Below are 20,371 nucleotides of genomic sequence, written 5' to 3'. Positions count from 1 at the left end.
ATAGCCACAAATAGAAGTATAAATAAAATAAGAAAAAAGGAGGGCTTTTATATGGCAAACACTATCAAAATTTTTGACACCACACTTAGAGACGGCGAACAATCACCAGGGTGTAGTATGAACCTAAGCGAGAAACTGGAGATGGCTTTGCAACTAGAACGCCTAGGTGTAGATATTATTGAAGCAGGTTTTGCTATTGCATCACCTGGTGATTTTCAATCTGTAAACCAAATTGCAAAGGCTGTTAAAAATACAAGAGTAGCGAGTCTTGCAAGAGCCCTCACAAAAGATATTGATGCAGCTGCTGAAGCGGTTAAAGAGGCAGCATATCCAAGAATACATACATTTATTGCAACCTCTGATATTCATATGCAGTATAAGTTGCAAAAAACGCCTGAACAAGTACTTGAAACAGCAGTAGAGATGGTGAAATATGCAAAAAAATACTGTGGAGATATAGAATTTTCTGCAGAAGATGCATCTAGAAGTAATCCAGTATTTTTATATCAAATTATCGAGGCTGTTATACAAGCAGGAGCAACCGTTGTTAATGTTCCTGATACAGTAGGGTACACAAGTCCAGAGGAATTTTTTACTTTAATCAAGGGAATTCGTGAAAATGTCCCAAGTATTGATAAAGTGGATATTTCAGTACATTGTCATAATGACTTAGGCTTAGCGGTAGCAAACTCTCTAGCGGCGATTAAAGCAGGTGCAACTCAAATTGAATGTACTATTAATGGTATTGGAGAGCGTGCGGGAAATGCTGCATTAGAAGAAATTGTTATGAATCTTGGTGTTAGAAGAGATCTTTATAATTTAGGTACTAATATTAATACAAAAGAAATTTATAGAACAAGTAAATTATTGAGTAGTATTACAGGTGTAAAGGTACAACCTAATAAAGCAATTGTAGGAGAAAATGCTTTTGCACATGAATCAGGTATACATCAACATGGTGTACTTGCTAATAAAGAAACTTACGAAATTATGACACCAGAGTCTATAGGGCTTACAGAGAATAAGATGGTACTTGGTAAGCATTCAGGACGTCACGCTTTTGTGGATCGTATAAAAACAATGGGATATACATTGGAAGAAGATGCACTTAATAAAGCTTTTGAACAGTTCAAAGTTTTAGCGGATAAGAAGAAAGTTGTAACCAATAAAGACGTAGAAGCTTTAGTGCGTCGTAAAACTATTGTTATTCCACAAACTTATAACCTAGATCGTTTCGTTGTAAATTCAGGAAATACAATTACAGCTACCTCATCTGTACGTTTATATTGTAAAACGGGTGCTATTTTAGAAGATGTAATGTCTTCATATGATGGACCAATTGATGCCTCATTTAAAGCGATAGATAAGATGGTAGGTAAGAAGTTTACATTAGAAGACTTCGTTATTAATTCAGTAACAGGTGGTGCGGATGCACAGGGTGAGGTAACTCTTAAAATCAAATGTAAGAGTAAAACATATAATGGACATGGCGTAAGTATGGATATTGTAGAAGCAAGTATTTTAGCTTATATATCAGCCATTAATAGTATGCTTTATGATTTAGAAAGTATGAAATAAAGAGGTAAACTCCAAAGTGCAGGGACTACTATGATAGGCCCTGCACTTTAAACCATTATGAATAGTGGAAAATATATCCATTGTAATAAACATAGAGAAGTAAGAATAGTGTAAGGGATTATATCGGCAGAAATTATTAAAAAGGAGGAAATCGTATGGGAATGACCATGACACAAAAAATTTTAGCAGCACATGCAGGACTTAGCCAGGTAGTAGCAGGACAATTAATAGAGGCTGATCTTGACCTCGTTCTTGGTAATGATATTACAACGCCTGTAGCAATCAATGAGTTTGAAAAAATAGGCATAGGACAGGTTTTTGATAAAGCAAAAGTAGCTATTGTACCAGATCATTTTACACCCAATAAAGATATAAAAGCTGCAGAGCAATGCAAATGTGTAAGACAATTCGCTTATGCTAAAGGCGTAGAAAATTATTTTGAAGTTGGAGAAATGGGGATTGAGCATGCACTGCTTCCAGAAAAAGGGCTTGTAGTAGCAGGAGATGTGGTTATTGGGGCAGATTCTCATACATGTACTTATGGTGCATTAGGCGTTTTTTCAACAGGGATTGGAAGTACAGATATGGCAGCAGGTATGGCAACAGGTAAAGCATGGTTTAAAGTACCATCAGCGATTAAGTTTGTGTTATCAGGTGAGCCTACAAAGTTTGTATCAGGCAAAGATATTATTCTACATATTATAGGAATGATTGGTGTAGATGGAGCACTGTATAAATCTATGGAATTTGTAGGGGAAGGGCTTAAATACTTATCTATGGACTCTAGACTTGCTATGGCAAATATGGCTATAGAAGCAGGAGCAAAAAATGGAATCTTTGAAGTCGATGAAATCACACTTGACTATATCAAAGAAAGATCTAAGAAACCATATACAGTATATAAAGCGGATGAAGATGCCCACTATGATCAAGTGATAGAAATTGACCTTAGTAACATTAGACCAACTATAGCTTTTCCTCATTTACCTGAGAACACAAAAACAATAGATGAAGTAGGCAATATTGCTATTGATCAAGTTGTCATAGGGTCATGCACTAATGGGCGTATGGAAGACCTTCGTATGGCAAGAGAGGTTATGAAAGGGAAAAAAGTGGCACGCGGTGTACGTGCAATTATTATTCCGGGGACACAGAATATTTACTTGCAAGCTATTAAAGAAGGTATTATTGAAGATTTAGTTACAGCAGGTTGTGTAGTGAGTACACCAACTTGTGGTCCATGCTTAGGTGGTCATATGGGGATATTAGCTAAAGGTGAAAGATGTGTGGCTACAACCAATCGTAACTTTGTAGGACGTATGGGACATGTAGAATCTGAGATTTATTTAGCAAGCCCAGCAGTAGCAGCTGCATCTGCTATTAGTGGTAAGATTGCAAATCCAGAAAAGGTAAAGGGGGAATAGTAATGAAAGCAGTAGGTACAGTATTTAGATATGGAGACAATATTGATACAGATGTTATTATTCCTGCAAGATACTTAAATACTTCTGATCCACAGGAGCTTGCACAGTATTGTATGGAAGATATAGATTTAACATTTAGTAAAAAAGTTAAGGATGGAGATATTATTGTTGCAGACAAAAACTTTGGATGTGGTTCTTCTCGTGAGCATGCACCCATTGCAATTAAAGCTTCAGGTATCTCTTGTGTTATAGCTAAAACTTTTGCTCGTATTTTTTATAGAAATGCTATTAATATTGGATTACCTATTTTAGAGTGTCCTGAAGCTGTTAAAGGTATTAGTGAGGGTGATCAGGTAGAAGTAGATTTTAATACAGGTGAGATTCATAATATGACAACAGGTATAACTTATAAGGCACAACCTTTCCCTGAGTTTATGCAACGTATTATTGCAGCTAATGGGCTTGTAAACTATGTAAAGGAAAGTAGAAATTAGGGGGTAGGTTATGACATATCAAATCGTTACATTACCTGGAGATGGTATTGGGCCAGAAATTGTAGGTGAAGCAGTAAAAGTATTAGAAAAAATAGCTATTAAATATAACCATCAATTTAAATTCAATGAACAACTTATTGGTGGAATAGGAATAGATGAGGCAGGTGCTTCTCTTCCAGAAGCTACTATAGAGGCCTGTTTAAAAAGTGATGCTATACTTTTAGGGGCAGTAGGTGGACCAAAATGGGATACAACATCTAATGGAGATAGGCCGGAAAAAGGTCTTCTTAAAATTCGCGAAACATTAAAGTTATTTGCTAATTTAAGACCAGCTATTTTATATAAGCAATTGAAATGCGCAAGCCCTTTAAAAGAAGAAGTAATAGGGGATAACTTAGATATTTTGATTGTAAGAGAATTGACTAGTGGAATTTATTTTGGCAAGCATGAACGTGTAGTTATGGAAAATAAGAAAGCAACGTATGCAGAGGATATCGAGTACTACAATGTAGAAGAAATTGAGCGTATTTTAAAAGTCGGTTTTGATGCCGCTATGAAACGTGGTAAAAAGGCTGTAATCGTAGATAAAGCTAATGTACTTGCTACATCCAAACTCTGGAGAGAAGTTAGTGAAGAAGTAGCAAAGGAGTTTCCAGAAGTAGAGTATAGTTTTATGTATGTAGATAATGCAGCAATGCAACTTGTAGTGAATCCAAGGCAGTTTGATGTTATTATTACAAACAATATGTTTGGTGATATTTTATCTGATGAAGCAAGTATGCTAACAGGTTCTATTGGAATGTTAGCTTCAGCAAGTCTTGGAGAAGGAAGTCTGGGGCTTTATGAGCCAAGTCATGGTAGTGCGCCAGATATAGCAGGACAGAATAAAGCAAATCCTATAGCCACCATTTTATCTGCGGCGATGATGCTCCGTTATTCATTAGGACTTAATGCGGAGGCGTATGCTATAGAACGAGCAGTAGAATGTGTCCTAGATCAAGGTTATAGAACAAGTGATATTATGAATGAAGGTATGAAATTAGTTGGAACAAGAGAAATGGGCGAATTAATTTGTAATGCTATTTAGTTGAACTAATTAATTATAGAGAATCAGCATAAGGAGGAATGAAACATGAGTAGAATAATATATTTAGATGGAAAATATGTACCAGAGGAAGAAGCTACCGTATCAGTATTTGATCATGGCGTACTTTATGGAGATGGTGTATTTGAAGGTATTCGTGCTTATAATGGACGTATATTTAGATGTGAGGAACATATTGATAGACTTTATAATGCAGCAAAAGCAATTATGTTAGAAATTCCTTTGACTAAGAAAGAGATGACAGAAGTTTTACTTGAAACATGTAGAAAAAATGATTTAAAGGATGGTTATGTTCGACTTGTTGTAACAAGAGGAAAAGGTGATCTTGGACTTAATCCCAAAAGTTGTAAGGTAGCAACTGTATTTTGTATTGCAGGTTCTATTACGCTTTATCCGGATGAAATGTATACAAAAGGTATGCCAATTATTACAGCTGTTCAAAGAAGAAATAAGGCAACCATTGTAGACCCACAAGTAAAATCTTTAAATTATCTTAATAATATTTTAGCTAAAATTGAAGCTAATCGTGCAGGTGTACCAGAAGCACTTATGCTCAATAATGATGGAATTGTAGCAGAATGTACAGGAGATAACATCTTCATTGTAAAAGATAATGTAATTTATACACCTCCGATTCATGTAGGTATCTTAGATGGTATTACAAGAAGCACAGTTATAGAATTAGCAAGAAAGATGGGTTATATAGTAGAGGAGAAAGAATTTACTTTATTCAATGTATATAGTGCAGATGAGTGTTTCTTAACAGGAACAGCAGCAGAAGCTATTCCTGTAACAAGTGTTGATGAGCGTATTATTGGTGATGGTGTAGCAGGAAAGGTTACAACTGAAATCCTTGCAGCATTTAAAGCTTATGCAAATGAGAATGGAACAGAAATTTTCTAATATTAATAAAGAATTTAAAGGGGTATAGCGTAAAATTGCTATACCCCACCTTGGCATAATCCAATTAGCAGGATTAAAACTTATAAAATAGAGGGAGGCTTATAGATGAGAAGCGATGTAGTTAAAAAAGGTATAGACCGTGCACCACACCGTTCATTATTTAAAGGAATGGGATATATAGAGGAAGAGCTTAATCAACCTTTGATAGGGGTTGTTACAGCTAAAAGTGAAATCGTCCCAGGGCATATGCATCTTGACCGTATAACAGAAGCTGTTAAAGCAGGTATTCGTATGGCAGGGGGAACACCAATAGAGATTCCTGCTATTGGTGTATGTGATGGTATTGCTATGGGCCATGAAGGGATGAAATATTCATTAGTAACACGTGAACTAATCGCAGATTCTATTGAGTGTATGACAATGGCACATGGATTTGATGGGCTTGTACTTGTACCTAACTGTGACAAGATTGTACCAGGGATGTTAATGGGAGCAGCAAGAATGAATCTTCCAACAGCAGTAGTAAGCGGAGGGCCTATGCTTGCAGGAACAGTAGGAGGTAAAAAAGTAAGTTTATCTCTTATTTTTGAGGCAGTCGGTGCATATAATTCAGGTAAAATTACAGAAGAAGAGCTTTGTGAGTTTGAAGAACATACTTGTCCAGGATGTGGATCTTGTTCAGGGATGTTTACTGCTAATAGTATGAACTGTATGACAGAGGTGCTAGGGATTGCTCTTCCAGGGAACGGCAGTATTCCAGCAGTTTATGCAGAACGTATTCGTTTAGCTAAAAAAACAGGGATAGCTATTATGAAAATGGTAGAAAAAGATATTAAGATTTGTGATATCTTAACAGAGAAAGCTTTTGAGAATGCATTAACAGCTGATATGGCACTTGGATGTAGTACAAATACGATGCTCCATCTTCCAGCTATTGCTCATGAGGCAAGGGTTGAAATTAACTTAGATATGGCGAATGACATTAGCAGTCGTACACCTAACCTTTGTAAGTTAGCGCCAGCTGGTCCAAATCATATGGAAGATCTTTATGGTGCGGGTGGCGTTGCTGCTGTTATGAAAGAACTTACTAAAAAAGGGCTTTTAAATGAGGAGCTTATTACTGTTACAGGAGAGAGTGTAGCAACTAATCTTGAAAAAGTAGTAAATAAAAATCCAGAAGTTATTCGTCCAAGTGAAAATCCATATAGTGAAACAGGAGGTATTGCTGTACTACGTGGTAATTTAGCGCCAGATTCTTGTGTTGTTAAACGTTCAGCTGTGGCTCATGAAATGCTTAAACATACAGGACCTGCAAAAGTATTCAATAGTGAAGAGGAAGCCAAAGAAGGTATAACAAGTGGGCAAATTAAAAAAGGCGATGTAGTTGTTATTCGTTATGAAGGACCAAAAGGTGGACCGGGTATGAGGGAAATGCTATCTCCTACTGCTGTACTTGCTGGTATGGGGCTTGATAAAGATGTAGCACTTATTACAGATGGACGTTTCTCAGGAGCGACAAGAGGTGCTTGCATTGGGCATGTTTCGCCGGAAGCGGCTGAAGGTGGAGTAATTGGTCTTGTTGAGAATGGTGACTTAATCAGTATTGATATGGAAGCTTGTACATTAGACTTATTGGTAGATGAAAAAACACTGACAAAAAGACGTGATGCATGGGTAAAACCAGAACCAAAAGTAAAACATGGTTATTTGGCACGTTATGCAAAGCAAGTAACATCTGCAAGTACAGGAGCAATCTTTAAGGGGTAAGAGAGTAGATAAATCAAGAGGAGGGGAAATATGGAGCTTAATGGTTCACAAATATTAATGGAATGTTTGTTAGAGCAAGGCGTAGACACTGTGTTTGGTTATCCAGGAGGGTCTGTACTCAACATTTATGATGAATTATATAAATATAGAGAGAAAATCCATCACATTTTAACTGCACATGAGCAAGGGGCAGCTCATGCTGCAGATGGATACGCAAGAGCAACAGGAAAAGTAGGGGTTTGTTTAGCTACATCAGGGCCAGGGGCTACAAATTTAGTAACAGGAATAGCAACAGCATATATGGATTCAGTGCCTATGGTTGCAATTACAGGGAATGTAGGTAGACCACTTCTTGGAAAAGATAGTTTTCAAGAAGTGGACATCACAGGTGTAACTATGCCAATTACAAAACATAATTATATTGTAAAAGATATATGTAAGTTGGCGGATACCATAAGAGAAGCATTTTACATTGCTCAGTCAGGTAGACCGGGTCCCGTACTTATTGATATTCCAAAAGATATTACGGCAATAACTTGTGAGTATATGCCATCTATGCCTAAAAAGGTTTTTAGACAAGTATGTAGTATTCGACAAAAAGACTTAGATGAAGCAGTTAAACTAATAAGAGACAGTAACAAACCTATGATTTACTGTGGAGGCGGTATTATTCGTAGTTCTGCTCACAAAGAATTATTAGAGTTTGCAGAAAGGATTCAAGCACCTGTAGCAACTTCTTTGATGGGTATAGGTGGTTTCCCAGAAACCCATAGATTATCTACTGGACTTATTGGTATGCATGGTAGTAAAGCTTCCAATATGGCAACTACTGAATGTGATGTACTTATTGCAGTGGGAGCTAGATTTAGTGATAGGGTAACAAGTAGTGTGAATACATTTGCTTCAAATGCAAAGATTATTCATATTGATGTAGATCCTGCAGAAATTAGTAAAAATGTTAAATGTTATACATCAATCATTGGAGATGCGAAAGAAATTCTCACTAATCTTAATGAAATGATTGTACAACAAGACCACACAGAGTGGTTAGAAAATGTTAGAGGGTGGAAAGAAGAGTTCCGTTTTGATTATCAACGAGATGATAAATTAAGACCTGAGTTTGTTATAGAGGACATTTATGAACAAACAAATGGTGAGGCAATTATTACAACAGAAGTAGGTCAGCATCAAATGTGGGCTGCACAGTTTTATAAGTATACAATGCCTAGAACATATATTTCCTCTGGTGGACTAGGTACAATGGGATATGGTACAGGAGCAAGCATTGGAGCTCAAATGGGGATGCCTACCAAGCAAGTTGTGCATATTGCTGGAGATGGCTCTTTTAGAATGAATTGTAATGAACTGGCAACTATTTCGTATTATAATATCCCTGTTATTATTGTAGTACTTAATAATAGTGTTTTAGGTATGGTAAGACAGTGGCAAACCATGTTCTATGAAGGAAGATATTCAGAGACAACTTTAGATAGAGGCCCTGATTTTGTAAAATTAGCAGAAGCTTATTATATGAAGGGGTATGATGTATTTACACAAGAGGAGTTCCAGCAAGCATTTAAAGAAGCCTTAGAGAGCAAAAAGCCTGTTGTAATTAATTGCCATGTGGGTGAGGATGAAAAAGTATTACCTATGGTAGCACCGGGTGCACCTATTAATGATTTAATATTAGAGTAAAAGTATGGGGTTGCATAAATTTTGCAATCCCATACTTTTATATTTAGGATTTCTGGGAAGAATAATTAGCGAGTGTAAATTAAGTAATGTAAAAATAAATTGAATAAGATAAAGAGCGTTAATATTTTGCTTAAGTGTTAGAATATATATTAAAATATATACAACATTGAAAAACTTAGATAAATTTGGTACAATACTTTATATATAACTGTAATAGGAAGATAGTAATAAGAAGAGTATGAAAGCTTTAAGAAAAATTATAAAGATGCTGGTCTGGAGGTGCTTCGAATGAGAAGATGTAAGGAACAATTTTATGGATGCCTAATAGGTGGTGCAATTGGGGATGCATTTGGTGCACCTGTTAAAAATATGAAGTATGAGCAGATTCAGAAGATGTATGGTGAACAAGGCATTACTGATTTAATTGCTACAATGGAAGGACCAAAAGCAACAATTACAGATGACACACAACTAACCCTATTTACAGCAGAAGGTTTACTGAGAAGTATTGTTAGAGCCAATCAAAAAGGTATTTTTAGAACACCTAAAGATACAGCTATGATTACGTTTAGAGCATATTTAAGATGGCTTTATACCCAAGGACTTTCAACCCCCAATTGGAATTCTAAATCATATGATGGATGGCTTGTTAAATGTAAGAAGCTTTATGGTTACAAAGAGCCAGGTATCACTTGTATTACGTCTTTAGGAAAAGGTGTAATGGGAACCTTAGAAAGACCACTTAATGATAGCAAACGATGTGGGACAGTTATAAAGATAGCTCCTGTAGGTCTTATAGAGGTAGAAGAAGATGTTTTTGAAGTAGCAAGTCGAATAGGTGTTATTACTCATGGACATCCTCAAGCTTACTTATCTGCAGGAATACTAGCTACATGGATTTTTTATTTAATAGAAGGATATAGTTTAGAAGAGAGTTTAGAACAAGCCATAGCAAAACTTAAAATGTATGAAGGACATGAAGAGTGTCTTGAAATGATTAATAAAGCGATAGAGCTTACCAAAGATAGTGAGCCAAATGCAGATAAATTATTAAACTTTGGAGATGGCTTTATGGCAGATGATGCATTAGCGATGGCTGTATACTGTACACTAAGCTATCCTAATGATTTTGAATCAGCTGTAAAACTTGCTATTAATCAAAGTGGTAATAGTAATAGTGTAGCAGCTATTACAGGGCAAGTACTAGGAACTTATTTAGGGATAGATGCTATTCCTAATAAGCTTGTTGAAAGTTTAGAAATACGCAAGGAACTTGAACAAATATCAGAAGATATTTATGTACGCTATGAAGAAACGGAAGAGTGGCAAAAAAGATATCCTGGATGGTAGTCAAGATACGTAATAAAAAGACCTGCATGTATTATAGGTGCAGGTCTTTTTATTACGAATGTTCTAAGATCATTTCCTTTAGATTAAGGGCACGATCCTTTAGTTTTCCGTTGCTATTATACAGAACATCGCTTAAGTAGGTTTTTGCATTAGTGTAATCGCCTAATGTATAGGAAATAGCCGAAATAATGTAAGAAGTTGTTAATGCATCAAGATTAAAAAGTGGAAAATTTTCTGTTTCTAGAGCTTGTTTTAGGCCATTTACAGCCTTGTTCAAGTATATTTTTTCTTGATTAAGTGCATTTAAATCTCGGTATAACCAAGCAATATGTAGGCAGATATAGGCTTGCTCACCAAATTTTCCTTTTTTAATAATACTAGAAACAAGAGCAAGTTGATGTTTTATAATTGCATCATTAATAGAAGTATATGTATCAAAGTTACGTTTTTTATATTTAGGTGTTACTTGTTCTTTTATCCATTTTATTTGTGTAGGTAATAATGTAGAAAAATTTTTAGACAAGCTACAGTATCCACAATTAGGGCAAAGTATTGCATCATATAAAATAGGATTGATAACAGCGTAACGTGCATAAAGATCTATATCAGATGAAAGCGCTTGGTTTTTACCAGTGCGGATTGCTTTGGATGTAAACTTGTTATAACACACTGGACATTCATAAGTCTTATCGTAGAGAATATCCGAAGGTGTGAGTGTTGTAGACATAGTGCACCTTCTTTACTAGTAAATATTAGTATATTTTAATGTAATTATACATTAAAATTAATCTTTTGTAACTATTGCAATTTATATAGAAAGAGTAGGAGATAAAGTGGAAAAATTATTAAGTTGGGTGATACTGATAGGACTTATGAGCTTTATATTTATAGGATGTAACAAGATAGACTTAGAGATTGGGCATGGGGAGAAGCAATTTGATTCTCAGGTGTTGCCACAAAATGAGCCACAATCAGATTCTCACCCTTCGGATGCAAGGATGGTGGAAGAGATAAAAGAAAAGCAAGTTTTAGACTATATGAATCAAATGAGTATAGAGGAAAAGATTGGCCAGCTATTTTTTGTGACGGTACAACAAGTAGCAGTAAATGATAAATATGGAAAGGATGTAGGTGGCGTTATACTTTTTAAAGATGATATTACAACCATAGAAGAAACAAGTAAGCTTGTACAAGGATTACAGGAGCAGGCAACTACGTCCTTATGGATTGGAATTGATGAAGAAGGTGGGAGAGTAAGCAGAGTCGGAAATAATGAAGCTATGGTGAATGCACCATTCAAAAGTGCTGAAGCTATTGGCGAAACTGGAGATACGCAAGTGGCATATGAGGAAGCAAAACGTATGGGGAAAGTACTAAATTCTATAGGTGTTAATATGAATTTTGCTCCAGATGCTGATATTTATAACAACCCTCAAAATACAGTGATTGGAGATAGAAGCTTTGGAAAGACAGCAGAAGAAGTGATACCTATGGTTATGGCGTTTAGTAAAGGGCTAAAGGAGGAAGAGATAATACCTGTTATAAAACATTTCCCGGGACACGGTAATACAGTAGAAGATTCACATGTTGGTTTAGCTTACATTGATAAAACAATCAAAGAATTAGAAGATGAAGAAATGAAGCCATTTTTAGAAGCCACAAAGAATGGAGTAGATGTGGTAATGGTAGGACATTTGATTGTAGAAGAAATGGATACACTTCCAGCTACACTTTCACCGAGATGGGGAAAATATATAGAACAAAACTTTGATAAAGAGCATACTATATTTATTACCGACGCTATGAATATGGGCGCTATTATAGAAGATAGAGGATCAGGGCAAGCTACACTTATGAGTTTTATAAGTGGGATAGATATGATTCTGATGCCAGAACAATTAGATGAGGCTATGGAAGCATTAAAAGAAGCTTATGAAAAGGGAGAACTAAGTGAAGAGAGAATAAATAAATCAGTTTATAAAATTTTGTTGAAAAAAGTAGAACAAAAAATACTTGTACTTGAATAATATAGTATTAAGAAGAACAAAAAAATTTCTAAATAAAGTGGAACCTTTTTTAGAAGACCGCATATATTATTACTATACAGTGTAAAATGGTATAGTATCCCCTTTGAACAAATTCCTTATTCTACAATAATGAGTCTAGCCTTTACAAAACCAGCTTTAAACAAAAGAAGGCCCTACCATTAAGATGCCGCTTAAAGGTAGAAGTCACGAACAGACATTTATATCCTATGATATATCTGCTAAAAGCTGGACTCATTTAATTATATAAATTATAAATATGACATATATAATACATTCTATGTATATGCTTAATGATATAAAATTAGACTATATTTTTATAACCTAAAATGTAAAAGGTGTTTCCCACAGGAAACACCTTTTTTGATTAAAAATCTTTATTTGCTGTCCGCATAATTTTCTTTAAATGTTTACTGATAAAGAGAGCTCCCCATCCTACGAAGTATCCTGCAACAATACTACTCACAAGAAGAATTGGTGCATAGAAGAAAATACCAGGTGTATTTGTAATTATTACAGCAATAACAAGTTGACCAATAATATGTAGGATAGAGCCCACAACACTAATGACCCAGATACTTATATATTTGCTACAATATTTATAAAGTAAGATCATACCTATATTGCTAAGTAGGCCTCCAGCAAGACTAAAGAAAATTGTAGAGACTTTCCCTGTAATCATTGTTCCTAAAAAGATGCGTAATAAAAGTACAGTTAAGGCTTCTTTTGGTCCATAGAGAATTAATACAGCAAGGGAAACCATATTAGCCAGGCCAAGTTTTAGACCAGGGATAGGCGCAATAGGTGGAATTTGTAATTCAATAATAAAGATAACAAGTGCAATGGCACATAATAAGCTTAAATAGACTAACTTTTGAACTTTATTCATAGAGACTCCTTTTATTCAACAATAGCATCGAGTAATAACTCTTCATTAGCTGCTTCAATTTCAATAACTACTCCATTAGGAAGGCAGACTGCAGGTAACAAGCTATTAGAGATATAACCTTGTTGTACACAAAGCTGATCTGGACAGCTTGCTTCTAGAAATCTGATTTTACCATGTTCAACATGAATGGTATTAGTACCACCATGTTTATTTTCGACTGAAAAAGTTTCGGGATCAGATACTTTTGATAAATCTATCTCACGAATCACTTCACCATCTAATTTTATAGTAGCTATTTGGTGGTCTGGAGTTTTATAGTTCATCATTATAAAAATTGCAATAATACATACAACCATAAGGATGCCAATGGCGGCAATAATGATTTTATTTATATGTTTACTCATCTTAAAAACACCTTTCTTTAGAAAATAATGCTTGTTCAATTATCAGTATAGACAAAGACTTTAGGTTTTATCAAGGACAAATTGGAACACACTACTATAGCACAAAAAATAATAATTGACAAATAAAAAAGGGAGTGATATGCTGAAAATGTAATTCCTACAAAATAACTAGGAATTGGAGGCGTTAAAATGAAATTATCTACTAAAGGTAGGTATGGACTCCAAGCAATGGTTGATATTGGGGTTTATGCGAAAGAAAAACATATTTCTTTAAAAAGCATTGCTGAGCGCTTAGATGTATCTGAAAATTATTTAGAACAGCTTATTGCTTTACTTAAAAAAAATAAGCTTGTCACAAGTGTAAGAGGTGCCCAAGGTGGATATACCTTGGCAAGACCAGCTAAAGAGATTAGTATAGGAGAGATCCTAAGGACTTTAGAAGGTTCACTTGCTCCAACAGATTGTACTTGTGAGGGCGGCAAACATTGCGAAAGAAATACAAGATGTGTAACAAGACCTGTATGGGAAAAAATCAGAGATGGCATTAATGAAGTTGTAGATGGAATCTCATTACAGGAACTTATAGATGACTATGAATCTATAAGTGATAATTCATGTAACAAATTTTATATATAAATATTATAGATAGAAACTACTTATTATAAAGTTGGGAGTGTTGAAAATGGATAAAATTTATTTAGATCATGCAGCGACCACACCAGTCAAACCAGAAGTATTAGAGGCTATGATGCCTTACTTCACACAAAATTTCGGAAATCCATCAAGTGTTTATCAAATTGCTCAAATTAATAAAAAAGCATTAGATGATGCAAGAGAAACAGTAGCTAAGCATTTAGGTGCTCATCCGAATGAAATTTTCTTCACAGCAGGTGGAAGTGAAGCAGATAACTGGGCAATCAAAGGGATTGCTGAAGCAAATAAAGCAAAAGGTAACCATATCATTACAAGTAAAATCGAACATCATGCTGTTCTTCATACATGTGAATATCTTGAAAAACAAGGCTATGAAGTTACTTATTTAAATGTTAATGAAAATGGTCAAATTGATCTTGAAGAACTTAAAGCAGCTATAAAAGATACAACTATTCTTATTACAATTATGTATGCAAACAACGAAGTTGGAAGTATTATGCCAGTTAAAGAAATTGGTCAAATTGCTAAAGAACATGGTGTTGCTTTCCATACAGATGCTGTTCAGGCAGTAGGACAAGTGAGAATAGATGTAAAAGATCAAAATATTGATGCACTTTCTATGTCAGGGCACAAAATCTATGGACCAAAAGGTGTAGGTGTTCTTTATATCAGAAGAGGACTTAAAGTAACTAACCTTATTCATGGTGGTGCACAAGAAAGAGGCAGACGTGCTGGAACAGAAAATGTACCAGGTATTGTAGGTCTTGCAAAAGCAATAGAACTTGCATATACAGATTTTGATAATAAAATTGCACGTATTCAAGGATTACGTGACAGATTAATTAATGGTATTTTAACAAGTATTCCATATAGCAAATTAAATGGTGATCCAGTAAAACGTTTAGCAAATAATGCAAACATTGGATTTGAATTTGTTGAGGGAGAATCACTTCTTCTTTTATTAGATATGAATGGTGTTGCAGCTTCTAGTGGCTCAGCTTGTACATCAGGCTCACTTGATCCATCACATGTATTATTAGCACTTGGATTACCACATGAAAAAGCTCATGGTTCATTACGTATGACTTTAGGTGAGAAAACAACAGAAGCAGAAATTGATTTTGTACTTGAAAAATTACCTGCAATTGTAGGCCGTATGAGAGATATGTCTCCTTTATACGAAGATTTCTTAAAAGAAAACAAACAAGACTAAGAAAAAATTATAAATACTAGATCGAGATAAAATAAATAACTAAAATAACTAACGAGGTGAAATTATGTATAGTGAAAAAGTAATGGATCATTTTATGAATCCACGTAATGTAGGTGAAATCGATGATGCAAGTGGTGTAGGTACAGTAGGTAACGCTAAATGTGGCGATATTATGAAAGTATACCTTAAAATTGAAAATGATATTATTGAAGATGTTAAATTCAAAACTTTTGGTTGTGGTGCAGCTGTGGCAACAAGTTCAATGGCTACAGAACTTGTAAAAGGTAAAACAATTGAAGAAGCATTAAAAGTAACAAATAAAGCAGTTATGGAAGCATTAGATGGGCTTCCACCAGTAAAAGTACACTGTTCAGTACTTGCTGAAGAAGCACTTCAAGCGGCGCTTTGGGATTATGCGACAAAAAATGGGATTAAAATTGAAGGTCTAGAAGAACCAAAAGAAACAGATCACCATGATCATGACCACGGCCATGATGAAGAAGATGAAGCTTGCCATGCCTAATAGCAAGGGTAAAGTTGTAGTTGGGATGTCAGGAGGGGTAGACAGTTCTGTAACTGCCTACCTTCTTCAGCAACAAGGTTATGAAGTTATTGGGATGACGATGCAGATTTGGCAAAAAGATGCACCGGAAGATAATGACGGGGGATGTTGCGGGCTTTCAGCAGTAGATGATGCAAGACGCGTATGCCAGAAGCTTGATATTCCACACTACGTAATAAATTTTAGAGATGACTTTAAAAAACATGTAATTGATTATTTTATTGATGAGTACGAACAAGGGCATACACCAAATCCTTGTATAGCATGTAACCGTTATGTTAAATGGGAATCTATGTTACACAAAGCACTTCAAATTGGTGCAGACTATATTGCAACAGGACACTACGCAAGAGTTATTCAAGATGAACAAACAGGACGTTTTATGCTTAAGTTCTCTAAAACAATGGCAAAAGATCAAACTTATGCTTTGTACAATTTAACACAGCATCAATTAGAGCATACTCTTATGCCATTAGGTGATTACACAAAAGATGAAATACGTGCAATAGCTAAAGAAATAGGACTTGCTGTAGCAACCAAACCAGATAGCCAAGAAATCTGCTTCGTTCCAGACGATGACTATGCAGGTTATATTGAACGTGAAACAGGAAAAAAACAACAAAAAGGTAAGTTTATCACAAAAGATGGTAAGGTATTAGGTGAGCACAAAGGTATTATTCATTATACTATTGGACAACGTAAAGGTCTTGGTATTTCCTATGGTAAACCACTGTTTGTTTCTAAAATTGATCCAGTTAACAACACCGTAGTTGTTGGAGATAATGAAGATTTATTTACTTGCGAGGTATACGCAAATAAACTTAACTTTATGCCATTTGAAAAGTTAGAAGGTCCATTAGAAGTAGCAGCTAAGATACGTTATAGCCATGCGCCTCAACCTTGTACAATAGAAATGGTAGATGAAGAAACACTTAAATGTACATTTAAAGAACCACAACGTGCCATCACACCAGGACAAGCTCTTGTAATTTATGATGGTGATATTGTAGTTGGTGGCGGTACAATTATTAAATAAATATATCACTTTAATTCTCTATAAAAAGGGGTCGCTCATTGCGACCCTTTTTAGCTATTTAAATTAATAGAATAGTTAATTCTTTTGATATAATATTTTAACACATAGACTAGATTTTAAGATGAAATAATAGATATATAGGATAAATTGTACAAAATAATGAGAAGTATAAATCTAATTGTTGTACGTCAAAATATATCGTGTTAGAATGTCCCTGTATGAAAACAACATGGGAGGATACCGATGGATATTAATGTATTTCAGATAGCTTTAGCATTTCTTGGTGGTTTTGGTCTTTTTATGTTTGGGATGGACTACATGGGAGAAGGGCTTCAAAAAGCAGCTGGTAGTAAGATGAAGAATCTTCTTAGTGCATTAACAAGTAATCCGTTTTTAGGGGTTGCTGTAGGTGCAGGTGTAACAGCTATTATCCAAAGTTCGTCAGCAACCACAGTTATGGTTGTAGGTTTTGTTAATGCAGGTCTTATGTCTTTAAAACAAGCTGTAGGGGTTATCATGGGTGCCAATATTGGTACAACAGTAACAGCATGGATTGTATCTTTAGGAGACTGGGTATCATTTTTAAAACCGGCTACAATAGCGCCACTTTGTATTGGTATAGGCGTTATTATGGTTTTATTCTGTAAGAAACAAAAAGTAAAACAAGTTGGCCAAATTGTTTTTGGCTTTGGTGCACTTTTCTTAGGGCTTGACCTTATGGGAGATGCAGTGAAACCAATCAGTCAACTAGAATCTGTTAAACAACTATTTGTAAGCTTAGGCGCAAATCCTTTCTTAGGTATTTTAGTCGGAACGATTGTAACAGCAGTTATTCAAAGTTCATCTGCTTCTGTAGGTATTTTACAAACATTAGCATTAAGTGGTCTTGTACCATGGAATACTGCGATTTATATTATTTTAGGTCAAAATATTGGTACAACAGTAACAGCTATGCTTTCTAGTATTGGTGCTAGTAAAAATGGTAAACGTGCAGCTGTTATCCATTTACTTTTCAACGTAATTGGTTCTGTTGTATTCGCTGTGATAGCAATTATAGCATTTGGTGGACTTATGCCAAAACTTGCTGCATTTGGTACATCACTTATTGACCCAACGAAGATTAGTGTGGTACATAGTATCTTTAACGTATTAAATACGCTATTATTATTCCCATTTGCAGGTTTACTTGTAAAAGTTGCAGAAAAACTTGTTCCAGGTAAAGAAGATGAGGATAACGAAAGCGAACTTAAACATTTAGATGAACGTATTCTTGAAACACCATCTTTTGCAGTACAAAATGCTATTAAAGAAGTTGTACGTATGGGAGAAATGGCAAGTCACAATGCAAAAATTGGTATGGAAGCAATCTTTGATAAAGATGAAGTTAAAATACAAGACGTATTTAAACGTGAAAAAGTTATTAATCAATTACAACATGGTATTAACCACTATTTAATTAAACTTTCTAACTTACCAATTTCTGAAAATGAACATGGTATTGTTAATAGCTTATTCCATACAGTAAGCGATATTGAACGTGTAGGTGATCATGCAGAAAACTTAGCAGAACTTGCACAAATTCGAATAAGAGATGAAGTAGAATTCTCAGAAACAGCGATAAAAGAATTAAAAGCTATTTCTGGTTTAGCAATTAAATGTTTTGATACAGCACTTCAAGCTTGTGAATTTGATGATCGTTCTATTGCAAAAGAAGTACAGCCAATTGAGCAACAAGTTGATAAATTAGAAGAAGAATTAAGAACAAGACATATTAAACGTCTTGCAGATAATAAATGTAGTTCTATGGCAGGTGTCGTATTCTTAGATGCAATTAGTAACTTAGAGCGTATCTCTGACCATGCTTCTAATGTTGGAAATGCGGTACTTGATGAGAAGAAAATTTATGTATCAAGTGAACCAATGATTTCTAAATAATAATATAAGGATACTAAATTAATAATAAATTAAAACTAAATTTATGTTAAATAAGAGCAAAAAGGTACAAGTCAATCTTGTACCTTTTTGCTCTTATTTTATTTCTACAAAATTAAAAAAAATTTTAAGTGATTGTTACGATTTTAATTACAAGAGCATTGTATATGGTGAACAAAAAATAATATAAAAATATATAATTTAAACAAAAAAATAATTTTATTAATTAATATATTGAATTATCTTAAATAAAACTTATAATTAAATCAAAGATGTAACGGATTACATTATCCAATTTGTGAAAGGAGGGAAAGCATGGCGACCATTAAAGATGTTGCACAGCATGCGAAGGTTTCTGTAGCGACAGTATCTAGAGTGCTTAATAATGATCCTAAAGTAAGACCAGAAACAAAGGAAGTAGTTGAAAGAGCAATTGATGAACTGGGCTATTCCCCCAATTTACTAGGGAGAAATCTAAGACGTTCTTCTACCCATAATATCCTGGTACTCCTTCCAACGATTTCGAATCAGTTCTATTCAGCTATTATTAAAGGAATTCGTGAGGAAGCAAATCTGGAGGGATACAATGTAATGATAGGTATTACGGATTTGGATGTGAATATAGAGATGAATCATATTCAACTACTTGAAAATAAGTTAGTGGATGGTATTATTTTCTTTACACCTCAAATTGCAAAGTCTACTTTAACAAGGCTTGGAAAAGTATATCCTATTGTTCAGTGTAGCGAGTATGTAGAAGGTGCCAAGCTTAGTTTGGTAAGTATTGATAATAAGCAAGCGGCATTTGATGCAACTAAGTACCTTATTGAACTAGGACATAAACATATTGGACTTATAACCAGTAAAAAAGTATATACGTCTTCAAAATTAAGGGAAGAAGGCTTTAAGGAGGCACTTACACAACATCAATTACCAGTGAACGAAGAACTTATTTACTACACAGACTACACACCACAATGTGGTACAGAGGCTGCAAAAACATTGTTAACAAGAAAGACCCCACCTACAGCTATATTTACGATTTCAGATAGTCTGGCCATAGGTGTTATTAGAGGATTAAAAGAATGTGGGAAAAAAGTAGGGGTAGACATAGATGTTATAGGATTTGATAATACCTTCATTTCGAAGTTCTATGAGCCTACAATAACAACTATCAGTCAGCCACGTCTAAAAATGGGAAAAAAAGCAGCAAGATTATTGCTAAATAAAATCCAGAATATAGACAGTGCTAATGAAACTATATTTTTACCACATGAATTAATGATTAGACAATCAACTAAATAATCTATTTAAAAAGGA

Annotated in this window: 18 protein-coding genes; 15 read left to right on the top strand and 3 right to left on the bottom strand. The window is 34.8% G+C overall.

The features are described from left to right. Nucleotides 1-51 precede the first annotated feature (51 nt). The 8 genes from BN2390_RS12525 (at nucleotide 52) to BN2390_RS12490 (ending at nucleotide 10,316) form a co-directional block, all read left to right on the top strand. Nucleotides 52-1,578: a 2-isopropylmalate synthase gene (locus BN2390_RS12525; RefSeq protein WP_053984688.1), complete on the top strand. Its 1,527-nt coding sequence runs from the start codon at nucleotides 52-54 to the stop codon at nucleotides 1,576-1,578. A gap of 155 nt (nucleotides 1,579-1,733) precedes the next feature. Further along, on the top strand, nucleotides 1,734-3,002 hold the full coding sequence (gene leuC / locus BN2390_RS12520) for a 3-isopropylmalate dehydratase large subunit (RefSeq protein WP_053984687.1): 1,269 nt from the start codon (nucleotides 1,734-1,736) through the stop codon (nucleotides 3,000-3,002). Nucleotides 3,003-3,004: 2 nt separating this feature from the next. After that, a complete protein-coding gene (gene leuD, locus BN2390_RS12515; protein WP_053984686.1) occupies nucleotides 3,005-3,496 on the top strand; it encodes a 3-isopropylmalate dehydratase small subunit in 492 nt (163 codons plus the stop codon). A 10-nt stretch (nucleotides 3,497-3,506) separates the two neighbouring features. Beyond that, nucleotides 3,507-4,583: a 3-isopropylmalate dehydrogenase gene (leuB, locus tag BN2390_RS12510; protein WP_053984685.1), complete on the top strand. Its 1,077-nt coding sequence runs from the start codon at nucleotides 3,507-3,509 to the stop codon at nucleotides 4,581-4,583. A 45-nt stretch (nucleotides 4,584-4,628) separates the two neighbouring features. Further along, nucleotides 4,629-5,504, top strand: coding sequence for a branched-chain-amino-acid transaminase (gene ilvE, locus BN2390_RS12505; protein WP_053984684.1), 876 nt, complete (start codon nucleotides 4,629-4,631; stop codon nucleotides 5,502-5,504). A 105-nt stretch (nucleotides 5,505-5,609) separates the two neighbouring features. Further along, a complete protein-coding gene (gene ilvD, locus BN2390_RS12500; RefSeq protein ID WP_053984683.1) occupies nucleotides 5,610-7,271 on the top strand; it encodes a dihydroxy-acid dehydratase in 1,662 nt (553 codons plus the stop codon). 30 nt (nucleotides 7,272-7,301) lie between these two features. Further along, a complete protein-coding gene (ilvB, locus tag BN2390_RS12495; RefSeq protein ID WP_053984682.1) occupies nucleotides 7,302-8,966 on the top strand; it encodes a biosynthetic-type acetolactate synthase large subunit in 1,665 nt (554 codons plus the stop codon). 288 nt (nucleotides 8,967-9,254) lie between these two features. Beyond that, nucleotides 9,255-10,316 (top strand): ADP-ribosylglycohydrolase family protein, encoded by a 1,062-nt coding sequence (locus BN2390_RS12490; protein WP_053984681.1) that lies wholly within the window; start codon nucleotides 9,255-9,257, stop codon nucleotides 10,314-10,316. 52 nt (nucleotides 10,317-10,368) lie between these two features. Here BN2390_RS12490 and BN2390_RS12485 read toward each other — a convergent pair whose 3' ends face one another. Then, the gene (locus BN2390_RS12485) at nucleotides 10,369-11,043 is read right to left on the bottom strand and encodes a DUF2225 domain-containing protein (protein WP_053984680.1); all 675 of its coding nucleotides are present in this window, start codon (nucleotides 11,041-11,043) and stop codon (nucleotides 10,369-10,371) included. 106 nt (nucleotides 11,044-11,149) lie between these two features. Between BN2390_RS12485 and BN2390_RS12480 the strand changes: the two genes are divergently transcribed. After that, nucleotides 11,150-12,343, top strand: a complete 1,194-nt coding sequence (locus tag BN2390_RS12480; protein WP_053984679.1) for a glycoside hydrolase family 3 protein — start codon at nucleotides 11,150-11,152, stop codon at nucleotides 12,341-12,343. A gap of 385 nt (nucleotides 12,344-12,728) precedes the next feature. Here the strand turns inward: BN2390_RS12480 and BN2390_RS12475 are convergent, their stop codons facing one another. Both BN2390_RS12475 and BN2390_RS12470 read right to left on the bottom strand, forming a co-directional pair. Continuing rightward, nucleotides 12,729-13,250, bottom strand: coding sequence for a Gx transporter family protein (locus tag BN2390_RS12475; RefSeq protein ID WP_053984678.1), 522 nt, complete (start codon nucleotides 13,248-13,250; stop codon nucleotides 12,729-12,731). Nucleotides 13,251-13,261: 11 nt separating this feature from the next. After that, nucleotides 13,262-13,654, bottom strand: coding sequence for a NusG domain II-containing protein (locus BN2390_RS12470; protein WP_053984677.1), 393 nt, complete (start codon nucleotides 13,652-13,654; stop codon nucleotides 13,262-13,264). A 189-nt stretch (nucleotides 13,655-13,843) separates the two neighbouring features. Between BN2390_RS12470 and BN2390_RS12465 the strand changes: the two genes are divergently transcribed. The 6 genes from BN2390_RS12465 to BN2390_RS12440 all read left to right on the top strand — a co-directional run bounded on the left by BN2390_RS12465 (nucleotide 13,844) and on the right by BN2390_RS12440 (nucleotide 20,356). Beyond that, on the top strand, nucleotides 13,844-14,290 hold the full coding sequence (locus BN2390_RS12465) for an RrF2 family transcriptional regulator (protein WP_053984676.1): 447 nt from the start codon (nucleotides 13,844-13,846) through the stop codon (nucleotides 14,288-14,290). A 46-nt stretch (nucleotides 14,291-14,336) separates the two neighbouring features. Next, a complete protein-coding gene (nifS, locus tag BN2390_RS12460; RefSeq protein WP_053984675.1) occupies nucleotides 14,337-15,521 on the top strand; it encodes a cysteine desulfurase NifS in 1,185 nt (394 codons plus the stop codon). Nucleotides 15,522-15,585: 64 nt separating this feature from the next. After that, nucleotides 15,586-16,044 (top strand): Fe-S cluster assembly scaffold protein NifU, encoded by a 459-nt coding sequence (nifU, locus tag BN2390_RS12455; protein ID WP_053984674.1) that lies wholly within the window; start codon nucleotides 15,586-15,588, stop codon nucleotides 16,042-16,044. After that, on the top strand, nucleotides 16,016-17,119 hold the full coding sequence (mnmA, locus tag BN2390_RS12450; RefSeq protein WP_242847672.1) for a tRNA 2-thiouridine(34) synthase MnmA: 1,104 nt from the start codon (nucleotides 16,016-16,018) through the stop codon (nucleotides 17,117-17,119). The genes nifU and mnmA overlap by 29 nt, the downstream gene beginning before the upstream one ends. 243 nt (nucleotides 17,120-17,362) lie before the next feature. Further along, nucleotides 17,363-19,054, top strand: a complete 1,692-nt coding sequence (locus tag BN2390_RS12445; protein ID WP_053984672.1) for a Na/Pi cotransporter family protein — start codon at nucleotides 17,363-17,365, stop codon at nucleotides 19,052-19,054. Between the two features lie 312 nt (nucleotides 19,055-19,366). Beyond that, complete coding sequence (locus BN2390_RS12440; RefSeq protein ID WP_053984671.1) at nucleotides 19,367-20,356, top strand: LacI family DNA-binding transcriptional regulator; 990 nt, start codon at nucleotides 19,367-19,369, stop codon at nucleotides 20,354-20,356. Nucleotides 20,357-20,371: the final 15 nt, after the last annotated feature.

This window comes from Niameybacter massiliensis (assembly GCF_001282685.1).
Classification (GTDB): Bacteria; Bacillota; Clostridia; order Lachnospirales; family Cellulosilyticaceae; genus Holtiella; species Holtiella tumoricola.
This window is presented reverse-complemented; position numbering and strand designations above follow the sequence as displayed.

What these genes read in the sequence shown, in the direction of transcription:
- leuC (WP_053984687.1), top strand. Translation starts at nt 1,734, where the DNA reads ATGGGAATGACCATGACACAAAAAATTTTAGCAGCACATGCAGGACTT.
- leuD (WP_053984686.1), top strand. Translation starts at nt 3,005, where the DNA reads ATGAAAGCAGTAGGTACAGTATTTAGATATGGAGACAATATTGATACA.
- ilvE (WP_053984684.1), top strand. Translation starts at nt 4,629, where the DNA reads ATGAGTAGAATAATATATTTAGATGGAAAATATGTACCAGAGGAAGAA.
- leuB (WP_053984685.1), top strand. Translation starts at nt 3,507, where the DNA reads ATGACATATCAAATCGTTACATTACCTGGAGATGGTATTGGGCCAGAA.
- BN2390_RS12445 (WP_053984672.1), top strand. Translation starts at nt 17,363, where the DNA reads ATGGATATTAATGTATTTCAGATAGCTTTAGCATTTCTTGGTGGTTTT.
- mnmA (WP_242847672.1), top strand. Translation starts at nt 16,016, where the DNA reads ATGAAGAAGATGAAGCTTGCCATGCCTAATAGCAAGGGTAAAGTTGTA.
- BN2390_RS12465 (WP_053984676.1), top strand. Translation starts at nt 13,844, where the DNA reads ATGAAATTATCTACTAAAGGTAGGTATGGACTCCAAGCAATGGTTGAT.
- BN2390_RS12525 (WP_053984688.1), top strand. Translation starts at nt 52, where the DNA reads ATGGCAAACACTATCAAAATTTTTGACACCACACTTAGAGACGGCGAA.
- BN2390_RS12475 (WP_053984678.1), bottom strand. Translation starts at nt 13,250, where the DNA reads ATGAATAAAGTTCAAAAGTTAGTCTATTTAAGCTTATTATGTGCCATT.
- ilvD (WP_053984683.1), top strand. Translation starts at nt 5,610, where the DNA reads ATGAGAAGCGATGTAGTTAAAAAAGGTATAGACCGTGCACCACACCGT.
- BN2390_RS12485 (WP_053984680.1), bottom strand. Translation starts at nt 11,043, where the DNA reads ATGTCTACAACACTCACACCTTCGGATATTCTCTACGATAAGACTTAT.
- ilvB (WP_053984682.1), top strand. Translation starts at nt 7,302, where the DNA reads ATGGAGCTTAATGGTTCACAAATATTAATGGAATGTTTGTTAGAGCAA.
- BN2390_RS12440 (WP_053984671.1), top strand. Translation starts at nt 19,367, where the DNA reads ATGGCGACCATTAAAGATGTTGCACAGCATGCGAAGGTTTCTGTAGCG.
- BN2390_RS12470 (WP_053984677.1), bottom strand. Translation starts at nt 13,654, where the DNA reads ATGAGTAAACATATAAATAAAATCATTATTGCCGCCATTGGCATCCTT.
- BN2390_RS12490 (WP_053984681.1), top strand. Translation starts at nt 9,255, where the DNA reads ATGAGAAGATGTAAGGAACAATTTTATGGATGCCTAATAGGTGGTGCA.
- nifS (WP_053984675.1), top strand. Translation starts at nt 14,337, where the DNA reads ATGGATAAAATTTATTTAGATCATGCAGCGACCACACCAGTCAAACCA.
- nifU (WP_053984674.1), top strand. Translation starts at nt 15,586, where the DNA reads ATGTATAGTGAAAAAGTAATGGATCATTTTATGAATCCACGTAATGTA.